Source organism: Methylobacterium sp. 13MFTsu3.1M2, assembly GCF_900112625.1.
Taxonomy (GTDB): domain Bacteria; phylum Pseudomonadota; class Alphaproteobacteria; order Rhizobiales; family Beijerinckiaceae; genus Methylobacterium.
On the sequence record NZ_FOMM01000002.1, the window covers coordinates 123,544 to 139,174 of the forward strand.

At 72.3% G+C, this 15,631-nt stretch carries 17 protein-coding genes; 6 read left to right on the top strand and 11 right to left on the bottom strand.

Annotation, left to right across the window (positions count from 1 at the left end):
- Positions 1-35 precede the first annotated feature (35 nt).
- Both BM314_RS00590 and zapE read right to left on the bottom strand, forming a co-directional pair.
- Complete coding sequence (locus BM314_RS00590; protein WP_091976424.1) at positions 36-3,011, bottom strand: response regulator; 2,976 nt, start codon at positions 3,009-3,011, stop codon at positions 36-38.
- On the bottom strand, positions 3,008-4,240 hold the full coding sequence (zapE, locus tag BM314_RS00595; RefSeq protein ID WP_056529318.1) for a cell division protein ZapE: 1,233 nt from the start codon (positions 4,238-4,240) through the stop codon (positions 3,008-3,010). Before zapE ends, BM314_RS00590 begins: the two co-directional genes overlap by 4 nt.
- A gap of 335 nt (positions 4,241-4,575) precedes the next feature.
- On the opposite strand from zapE, the gene BM314_RS00600 reads away from it, so the two are divergent.
- Entirely contained in the window at positions 4,576-5,166 is a 591-nt protein-coding gene (locus BM314_RS00600) for a GNAT family N-acetyltransferase (protein WP_091976426.1), read from the top strand.
- 9 nt (positions 5,167-5,175) lie between these two features.
- Here the strand turns inward: BM314_RS00600 and BM314_RS00605 are convergent, their stop codons facing one another.
- Together BM314_RS00605 and BM314_RS00610 are read right to left on the bottom strand one after the other, a co-directional pair.
- Positions 5,176-5,937, bottom strand: coding sequence for a ComF family protein (locus BM314_RS00605; RefSeq protein ID WP_091976428.1), 762 nt, complete (start codon positions 5,935-5,937; stop codon positions 5,176-5,178).
- Between the two features lie 28 nt (positions 5,938-5,965).
- On the bottom strand, positions 5,966-6,211 hold the full coding sequence (locus tag BM314_RS00610) for a hypothetical protein (RefSeq protein WP_020092126.1): 246 nt from the start codon (positions 6,209-6,211) through the stop codon (positions 5,966-5,968).
- Between the two features lie 149 nt (positions 6,212-6,360).
- Here BM314_RS00610 and BM314_RS00615 point away from each other — a divergent pair, with 149 nt between their 5' ends.
- Positions 6,361-7,251 carry a methyltransferase domain-containing protein gene (locus BM314_RS00615; RefSeq protein ID WP_091976429.1) on the top strand — a complete coding sequence of 297 codons (891 nt, stop codon included), beginning with the start codon at positions 6,361-6,363 and terminating at the stop codon, positions 7,249-7,251.
- Positions 7,248-7,610 carry a DUF427 domain-containing protein gene (locus BM314_RS00620; RefSeq protein ID WP_020092124.1) on the top strand — a complete coding sequence of 121 codons (363 nt, stop codon included), beginning with the start codon at positions 7,248-7,250 and terminating at the stop codon, positions 7,608-7,610. Before BM314_RS00615 ends, BM314_RS00620 begins: the two co-directional genes overlap by 4 nt.
- Before the next feature lie 18 nt (positions 7,611-7,628).
- Here BM314_RS00620 and BM314_RS00625 read toward each other — a convergent pair whose 3' ends face one another.
- Positions 7,629-9,140 (bottom strand): DUF6880 family protein, encoded by a 1,512-nt coding sequence (locus tag BM314_RS00625; protein WP_091976431.1) that lies wholly within the window; start codon positions 9,138-9,140, stop codon positions 7,629-7,631.
- A 52-nt stretch (positions 9,141-9,192) separates the two neighbouring features.
- Positions 9,193-9,432, bottom strand: coding sequence for a hypothetical protein (locus BM314_RS00630; protein ID WP_020092122.1), 240 nt, complete (start codon positions 9,430-9,432; stop codon positions 9,193-9,195).
- Positions 9,433-9,569: 137 nt separating this feature from the next.
- On the opposite strand from BM314_RS00630, the gene BM314_RS00635 reads away from it, so the two are divergent.
- Positions 9,570-9,821, top strand: a complete 252-nt coding sequence (locus tag BM314_RS00635; protein ID WP_042672450.1) for a hypothetical protein — start codon at positions 9,570-9,572, stop codon at positions 9,819-9,821.
- 6 nt (positions 9,822-9,827) lie between these two features.
- Here BM314_RS00635 and fabI read toward each other — a convergent pair whose 3' ends face one another.
- The 4 genes from fabI to fabA all read right to left on the bottom strand — a co-directional run bounded on the left by fabI (position 9,828) and on the right by fabA (position 12,930).
- On the bottom strand, positions 9,828-10,658 hold the full coding sequence (gene fabI, locus BM314_RS00640; RefSeq protein ID WP_091976432.1) for an enoyl-ACP reductase FabI: 831 nt from the start codon (positions 10,656-10,658) through the stop codon (positions 9,828-9,830).
- Positions 10,659-10,844: 186 nt separating this feature from the next.
- Complete coding sequence (locus BM314_RS31220; RefSeq protein WP_280142529.1) at positions 10,845-10,970, bottom strand: hypothetical protein; 126 nt, start codon at positions 10,968-10,970, stop codon at positions 10,845-10,847.
- A 56-nt stretch (positions 10,971-11,026) separates the two neighbouring features.
- A complete protein-coding gene (fabB, locus tag BM314_RS00645) occupies positions 11,027-12,253 on the bottom strand; it encodes a beta-ketoacyl-ACP synthase I (protein WP_056528916.1) in 1,227 nt (408 codons plus the stop codon).
- A gap of 140 nt (positions 12,254-12,393) precedes the next feature.
- On the bottom strand, positions 12,394-12,930 hold the full coding sequence (fabA, locus tag BM314_RS00650) for a 3-hydroxyacyl-[acyl-carrier-protein] dehydratase FabA (protein ID WP_091676726.1): 537 nt from the start codon (positions 12,928-12,930) through the stop codon (positions 12,394-12,396).
- Between the two features lie 215 nt (positions 12,931-13,145).
- Here fabA and irr point away from each other — a divergent pair, with 215 nt between their 5' ends.
- Positions 13,146-13,661: a Fur family transcriptional regulator Irr gene (gene irr, locus BM314_RS00655; RefSeq protein WP_012319639.1), complete on the top strand. Its 516-nt coding sequence runs from the start codon at positions 13,146-13,148 to the stop codon at positions 13,659-13,661.
- A gap of 137 nt (positions 13,662-13,798) precedes the next feature.
- Here irr and BM314_RS00660 read toward each other — a convergent pair whose 3' ends face one another.
- A complete protein-coding gene (locus tag BM314_RS00660) occupies positions 13,799-14,362 on the bottom strand; it encodes an SH3 domain-containing protein (protein ID WP_020092117.1) in 564 nt (187 codons plus the stop codon).
- 270 nt (positions 14,363-14,632) lie between these two features.
- On the opposite strand from BM314_RS00660, the gene BM314_RS00665 reads away from it, so the two are divergent.
- Positions 14,633-15,631, top strand: a complete 999-nt coding sequence (locus BM314_RS00665) for a 2-hydroxyacid dehydrogenase (protein ID WP_020092116.1) — start codon at positions 14,633-14,635, stop codon at positions 15,629-15,631.

Consider the following 15,631-nt stretch of genomic DNA (forward strand, 5'->3'; position numbering starts at 1 on the left):
TCCTCGATCCGGGACCGCGCGTCGTCCGCGGGCGCTCAGCCGGGCCCGGGTCCCTGTGCGGGCGCGTCCTCCGTCGCGGGGACCAGGGCACGCAGCTCGCGGGCCAGCTCCTTGAGCCCGGTCGAGCCCTTGGCGAGCACCCTGTCGGCCTGACCGGCCAGACGTCGCCGGTCCTCGGCCGTGATGTCCTTGGCGGTGAGCACCACCACCGGCACGTCGCGGCTGTCAGGCCGGGCCCGCAGCGCCCGCAGGAACGCGAATCCGTCCATCTCGGGCATCATCAGGTCGAGCAGGATGAGGGATGGGCGCTCCGTCTCTAGGGCTGCCAGAGCGCGCAGGCCGTTCTCGGCCTCGCGGACCGGGAAGCCCTCGCGCGCGAGATAGGCGCAGACGTGCTCGCGGACGTCGGCCTCGTCCTCGACGACGAGGATCGCGCCGTCACCCGAGGCGAGGCGGAAGCGGTCGACGATCTGGCGCAGGCTTCCCCAGTCGATCGGCTTCTGCAGGTAGTCGGTGGCGCCGAGGGAGAAGGCGAGGTTCTGCTCGTCCAGGACCGTCACCATCACGATCGGCGTCGCGCCGATCTCGGGATCGGCCCGGATGGCCCGCAGCACCGCCCATCCGTCCATCTGCGGCATGGTGACGTCGAGGAGAACGGCCCGCGGATGCAGGCTGCGAGCGAGATCGAGCCCGCGCCGCCCGTCCTCGGCGACCGTCACCGAGAAGCCCTCGCGCTCCAGGAAGCGCGCCAGCAGATCGCGGGTGGCGGCGTCGTCGTCGACCACCAGGATCGTCCCGCGGTCGCCGTCTCCCGATGCGGCCGGGTCCGCGTCCTCGGCCGCGGCGGCCTCGAAACGGTCCGGCAGCGTCAGCGTGAAGGCGGTGCCCTGCCCCTCGCGGCTGTTCACGGTGATCGAGCCGCCCAGCATCTCGGCGAAGGCCCGGGTGATCGCGAGGCCGAGCCCGGTGCCGCCGAACCGGCGCGTCGTGGAGGCGTCGGCCTGGGTGAACCGCTCGAACAGCTTGCCGACCTGCTCCCGCGTCATGCCGATGCCGGTGTCGGTCACGCAGAAGCGCAGCGCACCGTCCGCCCGGGCGACCGCCAGGGTGATCCGGCCATCCTCGGTGAACTTCGCGGCGTTGCTCAGGAGATTGATCAGGCACTGCCGCAGCTTGGTCACGTCGGTATGCGCGCTGCCCAGGCCCGGCTCCAGCTCCAGCGCCAGGGTGTTGCCCTTCTTGGCGACGAGACCCTCGACCGTGACCGCGACCTCCTGCACCACGGCGGCGACCTCGAAATCCTCCGCGTAGATCTCGACCCGGTCGGCCTCGATCTTCGAGATGTCGAGCACGTCGTTAATCAGGCCGAGGAGGTGGCGGGCGTTGGTCTCGATCTTCTTCATGTCGGTGACGAGATCGGCCTCGCCGATATCCTCCAGCTCCTCCTGCACCATCTCGGAATAGCCGATCACCGCCGAGAGCGGGGTGCGCAGCTCGTGGCTCATATTGGCCAGGAACTGGCTCTTGGCCGCGTTGGCGGCCTCGGCCGCCGCGCGCGCCGCCTCGATCGCGGCCTCGGCCTCCTTGCGCTCGGTGATGTCCGTGTGGGTCCCAACCCACTCCCGCAGGGTGCCGTCGGGTTCGAGGATCGGGACGGCGCGCACGCTCATGTGCCGGTAGGTCCCGGAGGCGGCGCGGATCCGGTGCTCGGTGGCGTAGGGTTCCAGGCTGGTGACAGCACGGGTCCACGCGGCGCGGGTATGCGCACGGTCCTCCGGGTGGACCGCGTCGAGGAAGCCGAGCCCCGCGTAGGCGGCCTCGTCCTGGCCGGTGAAGCGGGTCCAGGCCGTCTGGCGGCGATGGAGGCTCCCTTCCGGGTTGGCGGTCCAGACGATGGCGGCGCTCGCCTCGATCAGCGAGCGGAAGCGCTCCTCGCTCCGGCGCAGCCGGGCCTCCGCGAGGTGGCGGATGGTCTCGTCGACCACCACGAGGCCGACGCCCTCGACGCTCTGGTCGGCCGCCGCGCTCTCCTCGCCCCGGAGCGGATAGAAGCTCATCGAGAAATGCCGCACGCCGCCCGGCGCCGAGGGGGTCGGCACCGCCACCGGGACGTTCGGCGAGACCAAGCCTTCCGTCAGGGCCGCGGCCAGCTTCGGGGCCAGCTCCTCCCGCAGCGTCGGGAGCATGGCCCAGATCGGCGCGCCGAGATCGGCCCCGAAGCCGCGCTCGCTCATGGTGGCGAGCGCCCGGTTCATGTGCCGGATCTTCAGGTCACGGTCGAGGAAGCCGAGCCCCACCGGCGCGTTGGCCAGCACCCCGTCGAGGAGGCGGGACATCCGCAGGGATTCCTGCCGTCGCACCAGGGCGAGGCGCGCCAGCAGCACGATCGCTCCGAGGGCCGCCGCCGCGGAGAGGAGGAACAGCAGGAGTCCGCGCCACGCTTCGCGCGCCTGGATGGTCGCGAGCTGCTCCAGGGTCGCGGCCTGCCGGGCCGCCGACTCGGCGCGGATCGCGTCCATCAGCTGCTTGCCCTCGCCGGTGCGGACGAGGTCGATGGCGGCGTCGAAGCCCCGGTTCCGCCGCGCCTCCACCACCCGGGCGGCGAAGTCGCGCTTCTGCGCGATCAGCCCGGCGAGCGACGGGCCGCCGGCCCGGACCGACTCCTGCGCGGCGGCGCCGAGGCCGGTCAGCTCCGTGTCGATCTTGGTGAGGGCGGTCGTGTAGGGTCGGAGGTAATCCTCGCTGCCGACCAGCACGAAGCCGCGCTCCCCGGTCTCCAGGTCCTTCACCTCGGAGATCAGGCGCTCGATCCCGGCGATCGTCGCGTTCGCCCGGGCGGTCGCGGCCCGGTCGGTCTCGCCGGTCACGTAATTGGCCGTGCCGCTGCCCAGGGCGACGATCAGCAGGATGAAGGCGACGGGCGAGCCGAGGAGCCAGCCCAGCGGGCCGGCGCCGCGCCAATTGCGCCGGCGCAGGCCGAAGATCGATCCGGCGCGCGACGGGGCGCTCACGTCTCCACCAGCCCGGTGGTGGCGCCCGACGCCTCGGAATCCGGCCGGCCGTGCGGCTGGCCGAGATATTCCCGCGACCGCATCTCGATGAGGCGCGAGACGGTCCGGTCGAACTCGAAGGCCTCGCGGCCGGTCCGGGCGGTGTAGAGGTCCTGCGCTTCGGCGGCCGCGGAGGCCACGAGCTTCACGTGCCGGTCGTAGAGCGTGTCGACCAGCGTGATGAAGCGCTTGGCCTCGTTCCGCTCCGCCTCGCCCATCACCGGGATCCCGTCGAGGATCACCGTGTGGTAGGCGCGGGCGAGTGCCATGTAGTCGGAGGCGCCGAGGGGCTGGCGACAGAGATCGTCGAAGCCGAACCGGGCCACGCCGGTCGCCTGCTCGGGAACCGCCACGGCCCGGCCGTGGACCGTGACCGTCGCTGGGAGGCCGCGAGCCTTGCCGGTCAGCGCCTTGAAGGCGGCGTCGAGGGCCGCGCGCGCCGCCGCGTCGGCGGGGACATGGTAGACCGCCGCGCCGCCGAGCTTCTCGAGCCGGAAATCCGTCCGGGAGTCGAGGCGGACGACGGTCACGCGTTCCTGGAGGTTCGCCACGAAGGGCAGGAACAGCGCCCGGTTGAGGCCGCCCTCGTAGAGTCGGTCGGGCTCGACGTTCGAGGTCGCGACGACGGTGACGCCGCGCCGGAACAGATGGTTGAACAGGCGACCCAGGATCATCGCGTCGGCGATGTCGGTGACAGTGAACTCGTCGAAGCACAGCAGGGTCGCCTCGTCGGCCAGCTGGTCGGCCACCGGTCCGATCGGGTCGTCGCCCTTGACGGTGCCGGCCTTCAGCGCCTGACGGTAGGCGTGGATCCGCTCGTGCGCGTCGGCCAGGAAGCCGTGGAAATGGACGCGCCGCTTCGGCTCCGGCGCCGCCTCGTGGAAGAGGTCCATCAGCATGGTCTTCCCGCGCCCGACCGAGCCCCAGATGTACAAGCCCTTGATCGCCTCGGCCTCGTCCTTGCGACGGAACAGCCACCCCAGGGCGCTCGTCTTGCTGGCCCGCTTGCGGCGCTGGAGGTCGACGACCAGCCGGTCGAGGGCGCGCACGAGGTGCGCCTGGGCGGGATCGCGCTCGATGGCGCCGGTGGCGACCAGCGCCTCGTAGCGCTCGTGGACCGGGCCGGGCGAGACCGCACCGGCGAGCGCCGCCGGCGACGGGGCGATGGGCTTGCCGGATCTGTCGTTCACGCCGCCGGTTCCTCGCTGCTGATCGCGGTACCGGTTCGGCACCCCCTGCACCCGCGTCGGCGGTCAACGACCCGGGGCCTGTTCCAGTGCCGCGCAAGCTCGGCCTGAATCAAGCCCGCGGCCGAACAGCCGCGGGCAAGCGTCCCATTGAGGCGTCCCATTGAGGCGTCCCATCGAAGCCTCCCATCGGTCCCACGCATGGCAGGCCCGCGGCCGGCCGGCCCCGCACTCTGCTGCATTGCACAATGAATACGGGGATGCGACATCCCGGCGGTCTCTTGGGAGGAGCGTCCGGATCACCCCGCGCGGCAGCGCGCACGAACCGGAGCTTCATCATGGCGGTACAAGCCCTCGATGGGCCGACCCACACCATCCGGCGTCTCTGGCCGGCGGACCGCGCTGCGGTCCTCGACTATTTCCTGCGGCTGGATCCGGAGACCCGGGCGAGCCGCTTCATGGGCAATGTCAGCGAGGCCGGAGTCCGGGCCTACGCCGCGCAGGCGCTGACCGCGGAGGGCGTGATGTACGGCGCCTTCGTGGGCGGCGTGCTGCGCGGTCTCGCCGAGTTGCGGCCGATGGGGCCGGGCGCGTCCCGCTACGCCCTGGGGCCGCACGCTGAGGCGGCCTTCGCGGTCGAGCAGACCTTCCGCCGCAAGGGGATCGGGGCCGCCCTGTTCGCCCGGATCGCCCGCGCGGCGCGGCATCGCGGCGTCAAGGATCTCCACGTCCGCTGCCTGTCGGGAAACGGGCCCATGCTGCGGCTCGCGGCCAAGCACGGGGCGGCCCTCCAGCACGAGGGGCGCGAGACCGAGGGCGCCCTGCACCTCGCGCGTCCGACGCCGTTCTCGCTCTGGTACGAGGGGATCGCGGAGGCGTTCGACTTCACCCTGGCGGGCTTCCCGGAGCGGGTGCAGGCCGGGCGCTGAAGGCAGGCTTCAGCCGGCGATGTCGCCGACGAGGGCGAAGGTCAGGAGATCCACGGACGTCGCCCCGCCGCGCAGGAGCGCGCGGGCGGCGGCGTTGCCGGTGGCGCCGGTGGTCATGACGTCGTCCACGAGAAGGACCCGGCGCCCGCGGACGCGGTGCTGCTCGGCGGAAGCGACCCGGAAGGCGCCGCTCAGGTTCTCGGCCCGCGCCGCGCGGCTCAGGCCGACCTGGGATCGCGTGGCGCGCACGCGCACCAGGGCCGTGGCGACGCACGGCCGCCCTGCCGCATCCGCGATCGCCCGCGCCAGCAGGGCGGACTGGTTGAAGCGCCGCCGCCACAGGCGTCCGCGATGGAGCGGTACCGGCACGAGGCACTCGGCCTCGGCGATCAGGGTCCGGCCGCTCGCGGCCATCATCCGGGCCATCACGCCGGCGAGATCGAGCCGGTCCTCGTATTTCAGGCGATGGACGAGCCGCCGCGCCACGGAATCGTAGAGGGCGACCGCCCGGGCGCGGCCGAAGACCGGCGGTTCCGCGATGGCCCGGGGCGACACCAGCGGGCCGACCCCGAGGTCGACCGCGAAGGGTGTACCGTAGCGCTGGCACACCGGTTCCTCGATCAGGCGCAGGCTCGACCAGCAGGACGGACAGAGGGCGCCCGGGTCGGCGGTGGCGCCGCCGCAGCCCGCGCAGGTGGGCGGGTAGATCAGGGAGACGGCCCCGCGCGGCAGACCGCGCAGGGCCGTGGCGACGGCCTGGAAGGCCGTCATGCGCGCGACGCGCTCCCGCAGAGCTGGCTTACTGGGCCGAGACGGGGCGCGCCTGCGGCGCCATCTGCTGCCGCTCGACCTGACGGTCGCGCGCGTTGGCGCGGTGGCGGCCGATGGCGCAGCCGGCCGCGGCACCGACGAGGCCGTGATGGCCGGCGTAGTGACCCGCGATGCCGCCGACGATGGCGCCCTTGATGCAGCCCTTCGCCTCGGCGCCGCCCGCGGCGGCCAGGGTGGTGAGGGCCACGGCGGCCCCGACGAGCATGCGCTTCATGATGTGTGCTCCCTGAGGAATCTCGGCCGTTGGGCCGGTTGCAGCAGGAACAGCGACGCTCCCGAGTCGTTCCAGCATCCTAGCGCAGCTCACGAGACCGTGCGCGGCGACGGTGGCGCGACGCGACCGCAGATGCCATCTGCCCCCCGATGGATGCTCCCGCCGCCCTGTTCGACACGCGCCTCGCCCGCCGCCGCCTCGCCCGTGCCGGGCGCCTCGGCTACCCGGGCTTCCTCCTCGACCGCCTCGCCGAGGATCTCGACGACCGGCTCGGCGCCGTCCTGCGCAGCTTCGTCTCTGTTCTCGACCTCGCCACGCCGCGTCCCGTGGCGACCCGGCTGCTCGCCGCCCGCTATCCGGCGGCGCGGCATGTCCGCCTCGCGGCCCTGCCAGAGCCGGGCGGCGACCTGATCGTCGGAGATCCCGAAGCGCTGCCGCTGGCGACCGGGAGCCTGGACCTCGCCGTGTCGCTGCTGGCCCTCCACGCCGTGAACGACCTCCCCGGCACGCTGATCCAGCTGCGCCGCGCCCTCCGTCCGGATGGGCTGTTCGTCGGCTGCCTGCTCGGCGGCGCGACGCTGACGGAGCTGCGCCAGAGCTTCGCCCAGGCCGAGAGCGAGGTCGAGGGTGGGGTCAGCCCCCGCGTGGCGCCCTTCGCGGCGGTGCGCGAGGCCGGCGGCCTGCTGCAGCGGGCGGGCTTCGCGCTGCCGGTGGCCGATACCGACACGCTGACGGTCCGCTACGCCGACCCGTTCGGCCTGATGCGCGACCTGCGGGCCATGGGCATGACCAACGTGCTCACCGAGCGGCGGCGGACGCCGCTGCGGCGGGCGACGTTGCTGCGCACGGCCGAGATCTACGCCGAGCGGTTCTCGGACCCGGACGGTCGCGTGCGGGCGACCTTCGAGGTGCTGTGGCTCTCGGGCTGGGCGCCGCACGAGACCCAGCAGAAGCCCCTGCGGCCCGGGACCGCGAAGACGCGCCTCGCCGACGCGCTCGGGACCGTCGAGTTGAAGCCCGAGGGAGGGAACACGCCATGAAGCTGCCCGGACCGGACCACCCGATCACCGTCGAGCCCGAGTCCCGCCGCGTCCGCGTCGTCGTGGCGGGCGCCGCGGTCGCCGAGACCCGGAACGCCCTGCGGCTGCAGGAGGCTCGGTACCCACCGGTCTTCTACGTGCCGCGAAGCGACATCCGCGCCGATTGTTTCGTCGCCTCGGCGCGGACGAGCCACTGCCCGTACAAGGGCGACGCCCACTATTTCGACCTCGTCGTCGACGGCGATCGGCGCCCCGACGCGGTCTGGAGCTACGGCGACCCGTACCCGGCCGTCGCGGCAATCCGCGACCACGTGGCTTTCTACCCGGACCGGGTCGACGCCATCGTGCTGGAGGACTGAGCCGGCCGCGCGTCCGGTTCAGTCGCGCACGAGGCTCCAGAACCCGTGCTTGCGGCCGTGCGCCCGTCGCAGAGCAGCGCGGTAGGCCTGCGGATCCGGATCGACGTCGCCGGTCGCGAGGCGCCCCGCCAGGGCGTCGAGCTCCGCGAGGTAGCGCGCGCCGTGCGGGTAGGCGGCGCTGCGGCCGGTCTCGAGGATCGAGTCGAGGAGCCGGCGATACAGGATCGTCGCGGCCCGGGGGTGATCCTGCGCCAGCGCCTCGGCGACCGGCGCCAGCACCGCGTACTGGTCGCCCTGCCAGGTCTCAGGCCGCGCGACGACCAGCGCGGCCGCACGGCGCAGATCCGGCCAGGCCGCCAGGAAGGCGAGCGCCCGGTGCGGCTGCGGGAAGGCCACGGCGTGGTCGAGGGCGCGCCGGAGCGCCTCCTCGTCCTCGAAATCCGGAAGCTTGGCGAGGAAGGTGCGCAGCATCGGCGCGTCGAGTTCGCGCTCGAACCGCCCCCAGCGCAGGGCCTGCGCCTCGTCGCCCCGGCCGAGCGCGTCGAGGATCTCGATCTCCAGCGCCTGCCGTTCCCGCTCGGGTCCGCGCAGGTCGAAGCCGGCGATCAGGTCGGCCCGCGTGGCGATGCGCAGGCCCGGGTCCTGCATGCGCCGGATCCAGTCCAGCGCCTCGGTGGCGCGCGCGGCGTCGAGGAGCCGCCGGGCGATCGCGACGCGGTTCTCCCGCCCCGGCAAGGTCGCCCGCTCCAGGGCGATGAAGGTGTCGGTGTCGCCGCGCCGGTCGGCGACGGACTGGCGCAGGCGCAGGATCTGGATCCGGGCCGCCTGCCGGTGATGGGTCGCGTCGCGGCGGGGATCCCCACCCTGCGGCAGCGCCGCCTCGGCGGCGGCGAGCCGGTCGTCGATCTCCGCGAGGGAAGGCTCGGGCAGCGCCGGGATCATCTCGCCGAGGACGGTTCCGAGGGGGCCGAACGGATCCGCCGCGAACGGCTCGACGAGGCGCGCCGCTAACCGGGCGGCGTCCTCCGGCGGCAGGGCACCGGCGATCTCCACGAAGGCCATGGCGGCGCGGTCGAACACGCCCTGCACGGCGCCGGTGCTGTCGTCCACGCGGTTCAGGACCGCGTCGGCGCCGTCGAGGAAGCGGCGGAGCCGGTCGAGCGCGGCCCCCGGATCGAGGGGCCGCAACTCGTTGAGGATCACCGTCACGGTCGTGTTGAGGTCGGCCGCGAAGGTCCGGCGCTTCTGCCAGTCGATGTAGCCCTGGGCGCCCTCGAGGGCCGTCAGCCGCCGGTCGACGATCGCCGCGACGGCCTCGGGGCCCTGGAGCGAGGCGAGCGCGGCGCTCACCAGCTTCTTGAAGGCCGGGTTGCGCCCGGTCTCGCCGAGGATCAGCGCGATCAGCCGGTCCGGGCCGAGCGCCGCCAGCGTCTCCGGCGACGGAGTCGTCCGCCGCGCGCCCTTCGGCAGGGCGGGCGCCCTGCGACCGGCCGGCGCCGCGGCCGGGGTTACGCGCCGCGCACGCGCCACGAGATTTCCCGCCGTTGCGGACGATCGCGCATGTCCGTCCCGTCCGCCGCGGCTACTCCACGACCCGGGCGCGGGGCCGGTCGCTGCCCTGCGCGGTCTCGTCGTGCCAGCCGCCGGCCTGATCCTGATAGCGGATCCCCTCGGTCGACCCGGGGACCTGCTGCTCCGCCGCCGCGGCCTGCGCCGCCTGCAGCGCCTCCTCGCGGCTCGGGAACGTCTCGGAGAACACGTCGCCGACCTTGTAGGCGAAGCCGCCGTCGTGCTCGACGATGCGATAGGTTACCTCGGACATCACGCCTCCTGTACGCGCTCTCATCGTTGACCGCGAACCCGCCGGACGCGCCGGGGTTCCAGGCGACGGGGACCCGGCCTCCGATCCGCCGGAAAGTGGCCCTAACCCGGCTCGGTCCCGGCACGCAGACGACGACGATGCAGCTTCGCCCGATCCTCGCCCTCGCCCTTCTCCTGGTCGCCCGACCCGCGAGCGCCGAGGAGGGCTTCCTCGACAAGCTGTTCGGCGGCTCCGGGCGCGGGGCGCCGCCCAACCCCTTCGCGTCGAACTATCCCTCGGCGCCGCCGACAGCGGAGGAGGCGCGCGCCGCCCGGGAGCGGCGCTCGGTCCGCGGCGAGCGCGGTTCGCCGGCCGGTCCCCTGCCCCCGGGGCGCATCCCGGAGGAGTGAGGCGCCTCAGGCGTCCCCGACGACGCCGGCCTCGTCCTGCGCCTGCAGCACGTCCGGGCGCGGCATCGAGATGATGTTGTAGCCGGCATCCACGAAGTGGATCTCGCCGGTGACGCCGCCCGAGAGCGGCGACAGCAGGTAGAGGGCCGAACCGCCGACATCCTCCAGGCTGACCGTGCGCCGCAGAGGCGCGTGCGCCCGCTGGTGGTTGAACATCAGTCGCGCGTCGGCGATCCCGGCGCCCGCCAGCGTCCGCATCGGGCCGGCGGAGAGCGCGTTGACCCGGATCCCGTCCGGGCCCAGGTCGCTCGCCAGGTAGCGCACCGAGGCCTCGAGCGCCGCCTTGGCGACGCCCATGACGTTGTAGTTCGGCATGACCCGGGTCGCGCCGCCGTAGGTCAGGGTCAGCAGCGAGCCGCCCTGGTTCATCCGCTTGGCCGCGCGCTGCGCGATCTCGGTGAACGAGAAGCACGAGATCGTCATCGTGCGCACGAAATTCTCGCGCGTCGTCACGTCGACGTAGCGGCCCTTGAGCTGCGCCTTGTCAGAGAAGCCGATGGCGTGGACCACGAAGTCTAGGCCACCATCGAATCGGGCGTCCAGGGCCTCGAAGGTCGCGTCGACCGAGGCCAGATCCTCGACGTCGCAGGGCAGAACGATGTCCGAATCGAGCTTGGCGGCGAGGGGCGCCACCCGGCGGCCCAGGGCCTCGCCCTGGTACGTGAAGGCCAGTCGCGCGCCCTGGGCGTGCAGCGCCTTGGCGATCCCCCAGGCGATCGAGTGATCGTTCGCGACGCCCATGATCAGGCCGCGCTTGCCCGCCATCAAACCCGTCATGCCGACTCACATCCTGACCGAGCACGCCGGACCCGCGAAGCGGGTCCGGACCGCGGTCGCGACCAGCGAACCGCGGCAGGCTGCCTTAACGCGGCTCGCGCCGCGATCCAAACGCGACACCGGCAGACGGCGGGCAAAAAAAAGCCCCGCCGGCGGGCGGGGCGTTTGTGGCGTCGTAGGCCGGGCTTAGAAATGCCCGTCCGTGTGGGAATCGGCTTCTTCCAGCGCGGCCTGCTTCGCGAAGATCGCCGCGACACCGGCGATCATGAGGCCGCCCAATGTTCCGAAGATGAAAGTCCCCATCGCCACCACCAGATCTCAACAGCGGGTAAACGCCGGCCTGTGGCCGGCGGTTCCGCGCCGGGCGATCAGGCGTCGACGTGCTTCAGGACCAGGGTGGCGTTGGTGCCGCCGAAGCCGAAGGAATTGGTCAGCACGTGGCCGAGCTGCGCGTTGTCCCGGCGCTGCTGCAGGATCGGCATGTCGGCGAAGGCCGGGTCGAGCGTGTCGATGTGCGCGCTCTCGCAGATGAACCCGTTGTTCATCATCAGCAGGCTGTAGATCGCCTCCTGCACGCCGGTGGCGCCCAGGGAATGGCCGGTCAGCGACTTGGTGGCCGAGATCGGCGGGCAATCCTCGCCGCGGCCGAACACCTCGCGGATCGCCTCGATCTCCTTGTCGTCGCCGACCGGGGTCGAGGTGGCGTGCGGGTTGATGTAGTCGATCCGCGCGCCCTTCAGCCCGTCCAGCGCCTGGCGCATGCAGCGCACGGCGCCCTCGCCCGACGGCGCGACCATGTCGTGGCCGTCCGAGGTGGCGCCGTAGCCCGCGACCTCGCCGTAGATCCGGGCGCCGCGCGCCTTGGCGTGCTCCAGCTCCTCCAGGACCAGCACGCCCGCACCGCCCGCGATGACGAAACCGTCGCGGTTGGCGTCGTAGGCGCGGGAGGCACGGGACGGCGTGTCGTTGTACTTCGACGACATGGCGCCCATGGCGTCGAACAGCACCGAGAGCGTCCAGTCGAGATCCTCGCAGCCGCCCGCGAAGATGATGTCCTGCCGGCCGCCCTGGATGATCTCGGCGGCGTTGCCGATGCAGTGATTCGAGGTCGCGCAGGCGGAGGAGATCGAGTAGTTCACGCCGCGGATCTTGAACCACGTCGCGAGCGTCGCCGAGGCGGTCGACGACATCGCCTTCGGCACGGCGAACGGGCCGATGCGCTTGGGACCCTTGTCCCGCGCGATGCCGGCGGCCTCCACGATCACGCGGGTCGAGGGACCGCCCGAGCCCATGATGATGCCGGTGCGCTCGTTCGAGATGTCGCCCTGATCCAGGCCGGCATCCTGGATCGCCTGATCCATGGCGACGTGATTCCAGGCGGTCCCGCCGCCGTGGAAGCGCATCGCGCGCCGGTCCACCACGCCCTCGGGATCGAGGGTGGGCGCGCCGGAGACCTGGCTGCGGAAGCCGTGCTCAGCGTAGCTGGCGTCGCGCGCGATGCCCGAGCGGGCCTCGCGCAGGGAGGCGAGCACCTCCTGCGTGTTGTTGCCGATGGACGAGACGATGCCCATCCCGGTGATGACGACACGGCGCATGATGGTGACACTACCTCCGTCGCGGTCCCGGTCGCCCGGGCCGCGTCACGGTCAGCTAAGGTGACGCGGACACAATCTCAACCGCCGAGACCGTCCGGCGTTGCGGCCAAGCCGCGAACCGGACGCGCGGCGGCTGCGGCTCAGCTCTGGAACAGGCCGACCCGCATGTCCTGGACCTGATAGACGCGCTCGCCGTCGGCCTCGAGCCAGCCGTCGCCGATGCCGAGCACGAGCTTGCCCTGACGGACCCGCTTCACGTCGACATTGTAGACGACCTTCTTGATCGTCGGCAGCACCTGGCCGGCGAGCTTCACCTCGCCGACGCCCAGGGCGCGGCCGCGGCCCGGCGAGCCGAGCCAGCCGAGATGGAAGCCCAGCATCTGCCAGAGGGCGTCGAGGCCGAGGCAGCCCGGCATCACCGGGTCGCCCTGGAAATGGCAGGGGAAGAACCAGAGGTCCGGCCGGATGTCGAGCTCGGCCGTCACGTGCCCCTTGCCGTGGGCGCCGCCCTCGGTCCCGATGGACGTGATCCGGTCGAACATCAGCATCGGCGGCAGCGGCAACTGCGCGTTGCCGGATCCGAAGAGTTCGCCGCGCCCGCAGGCCAGAAGATCCTCGTAGGAATAGTGCGACCGGCGGTTCGCACCATGCGCTTGTGTCTCGGCGTCTGGCGGCATTGCGTTGGCTGTTTCCTCGGATGTGCGCGATCTTCGCGTCGCGGGCGACTATACTCGGCCCATCGGCTGGCGCGCGGGTTAGCACGGGGCGCCGCGCCTTCAAAGCCTGCAGCCGCGGGTATGCGGCAACGCTCGGGTTGCGACTGTCCGACCACTTCAATATACTGAGGAGACATCCGTTCCTTCAGGCCCCTCGTCGAGCGTTCAGTCCAGCGATGTCCGAACCGGTGCCATTCCAGGCCGTCTTCAACGGCCGGGTCCCCGCCCCCCAGTTGGAGGCCAACGGGACTCCGCGCCGCGGCTGTCCGCTGTCCGACCTGCGCGACCGTCTGCGTCGGGCCGGCCTGCGCCCGACGCGGCAGCGCCTGTCCCTGGGCTGGCTGCTCTTCGGCCGCGGCGACCGCCACCTGACGGCGGAGATGCTGTACGACGAGGCGATGCGCGCCAAGGTGCCGGTCTCGCTGGCGACCGTCTACAACACGCTGCACCAGTTCACCGAGGCCGGGCTCCTGCGCCAGCTCGCGCTCGACGGGTCGAAGGCCTATTTCGACACGAACCCGACCGAGCACCACCATTTCTACCTGGAGGACGAGAGCCAGGTGATCGACATGCCGGATTGCGGCATCACGGTCGATTCGCTGCCCGAGGCGCCCGAGGGCATGGAGATCGCCGGGGTCGAGGTGATCGTGCGCCTGCGCCGCAGCCGTCCGGCGGGCCGCCGCCAGGGCTGAGGCCCGGGTCCAACGCAGTACGCGAGCGACGCGAGGCCCGGCATCGTCCGGGCCTTGGCTTTTTCGGGCTGCCGGCGTGCCGGGAGCTAGCGCGCCGCCCGGAATGACGGACGGGCGCCGTCGGGGCGCCCGGACCGCTATTCCACGACCTCGTTCGGGTAGACGCCCCACAGGCGATTCTGGCGAATGTAGCCGTCGACGTCCCGCTTGTTGGGAAGCGCGACGATCATGCGGCACCACGTGCCGGTGCAGCTCTTGACGCTGCCGATCACGCCGGTCTGGAGCTTGGCCTCGTCGTCGGCGCCGTCGTCGGCCTTGGCCCGCAGCGACACGGCCGCCTTCTCGACACCCTTGTCGGGGCCGGCATTCACGATGGCGGTGCGGCGCCCGGACAGCAGCGAGTGCAGCACCCAGCCCTCGGTGCCCTCCGAATCGCGGATCCTGCGCCAGGTTTCGAACTCGCCCACGATCTCGACCGGCAGGCCGGCCCGCTGGAACACCCAGAGCGTCCTGTGATCCTTCGAGGGGCCTTCGCGGAGGTTGACGCGATCGGTCTTCAGGCTCGCGTAGCGCGGCAGCGGCAGCTTGGTCACCGGCCCGACCCCGGCCTCGGGGCCGGTCGGCGGCGCCGCGCGGGCACCGGTCGCGAGGCCGCCGGCCAGCACCGCCGCGACGGCGAGGCTGAGGCATGACACGCGCATGGTCGTCTCCCTATCCAGACGTGGCGTTGCTGGGCGCCGGACATGTCGAAAGCGGGGCCGGTTCGACACGCGGACCGGTCCGCATCCGATTGTGTTCCGGCCCACCTCTGGTAGAGAGGCCGATGGGTCGGAACGGGCTCCGGAACCGGCGCCCCGTGACCGATCCTGTCTGGCCGAGTTCGGTTAACGGACGCTTGCGGGACGCGGTCCGGGCGGGAGCCACCGGGCGCGAGCCGCGATCAAGGCCGCTGGGCTGACGGGGAGAGAGACGTGTCGAAGCGCAAGCCGCTGGTGGTCGTGACGCGGCGCCTGCCGGATGCCGTCGAGACGCGGATGCGCGAGCTGTTCGACGTCCGGCTCAATTCCGAGGACGCGCCGATGGCGCCGGACGCCATGGCGTCGGCCCTGCGCGAGGCCGACGTGCTCGTCCCCACCGTGACCGACGAGATCGATGCCGGGCTGATCGCCCAGGCCGGCCCGAACCTCCGCCTGATCGCCAATTTCGGCAACGGCGTCGACCATATCGACGTGGCGGCGGCGCTGGAGCGCGGCATCACGGTCACCAACACGCCCGGCGTGCTGACCGAGGACACCGCCGACATGACGATGGCGTTGATCCTCGCGGTGGCCCGCCGGGTCACCGAGGGCGCTCGGATCATCCCGGACGACGAGTGGACCACCGGCTGGTCGCCGACCTGGATGCTCGGCCGGCGCATCACCGGCAAGCGCCTCGGCATCGTCGGCATGGGCCGGATCGGCCAGGCGCTCGCCAAGCGCGCCCGCGCCTTCGGCCTGCAGGTGCACTACCACAACCGCCGCCGGGTGCCGGCCGCCATCGAGAGCGCGCTGGACGCGACCTACTGGGAATCCCTCGACCAGATGCTGGCGCGCGTCGACATCGTGTCGGTGAACTGCCCGCACACGCCCGCCACCTACCATCTGCTCTCGGCCCGGCGCCTCAAGCTGCTCAAGCCCGAGGCGATCGTGGTCAACACGGCCCGCGGCGAGGTGATCGACGAGAACGCCCTGGCGCGCCTGATCGAGGGCGGGGAGGTCTCGGCGGCCGGCCTCGACGTGTTCGAGCAGGAGCCCGCCGTCAGCCCGCGCCTCGTCAAGCTCGCCCGCCAGGGCAAGGTCGTCCTCCTGCCCCACATGGGCTCGGCGACCTACGAGAGCCGCACCGACATGGGCGAGAAGGTCATCATCAACATCAAGACCTTCATGGACGGACACCGGCCGCCGGACCGCATCCTGCCGAGCATGCTCTGA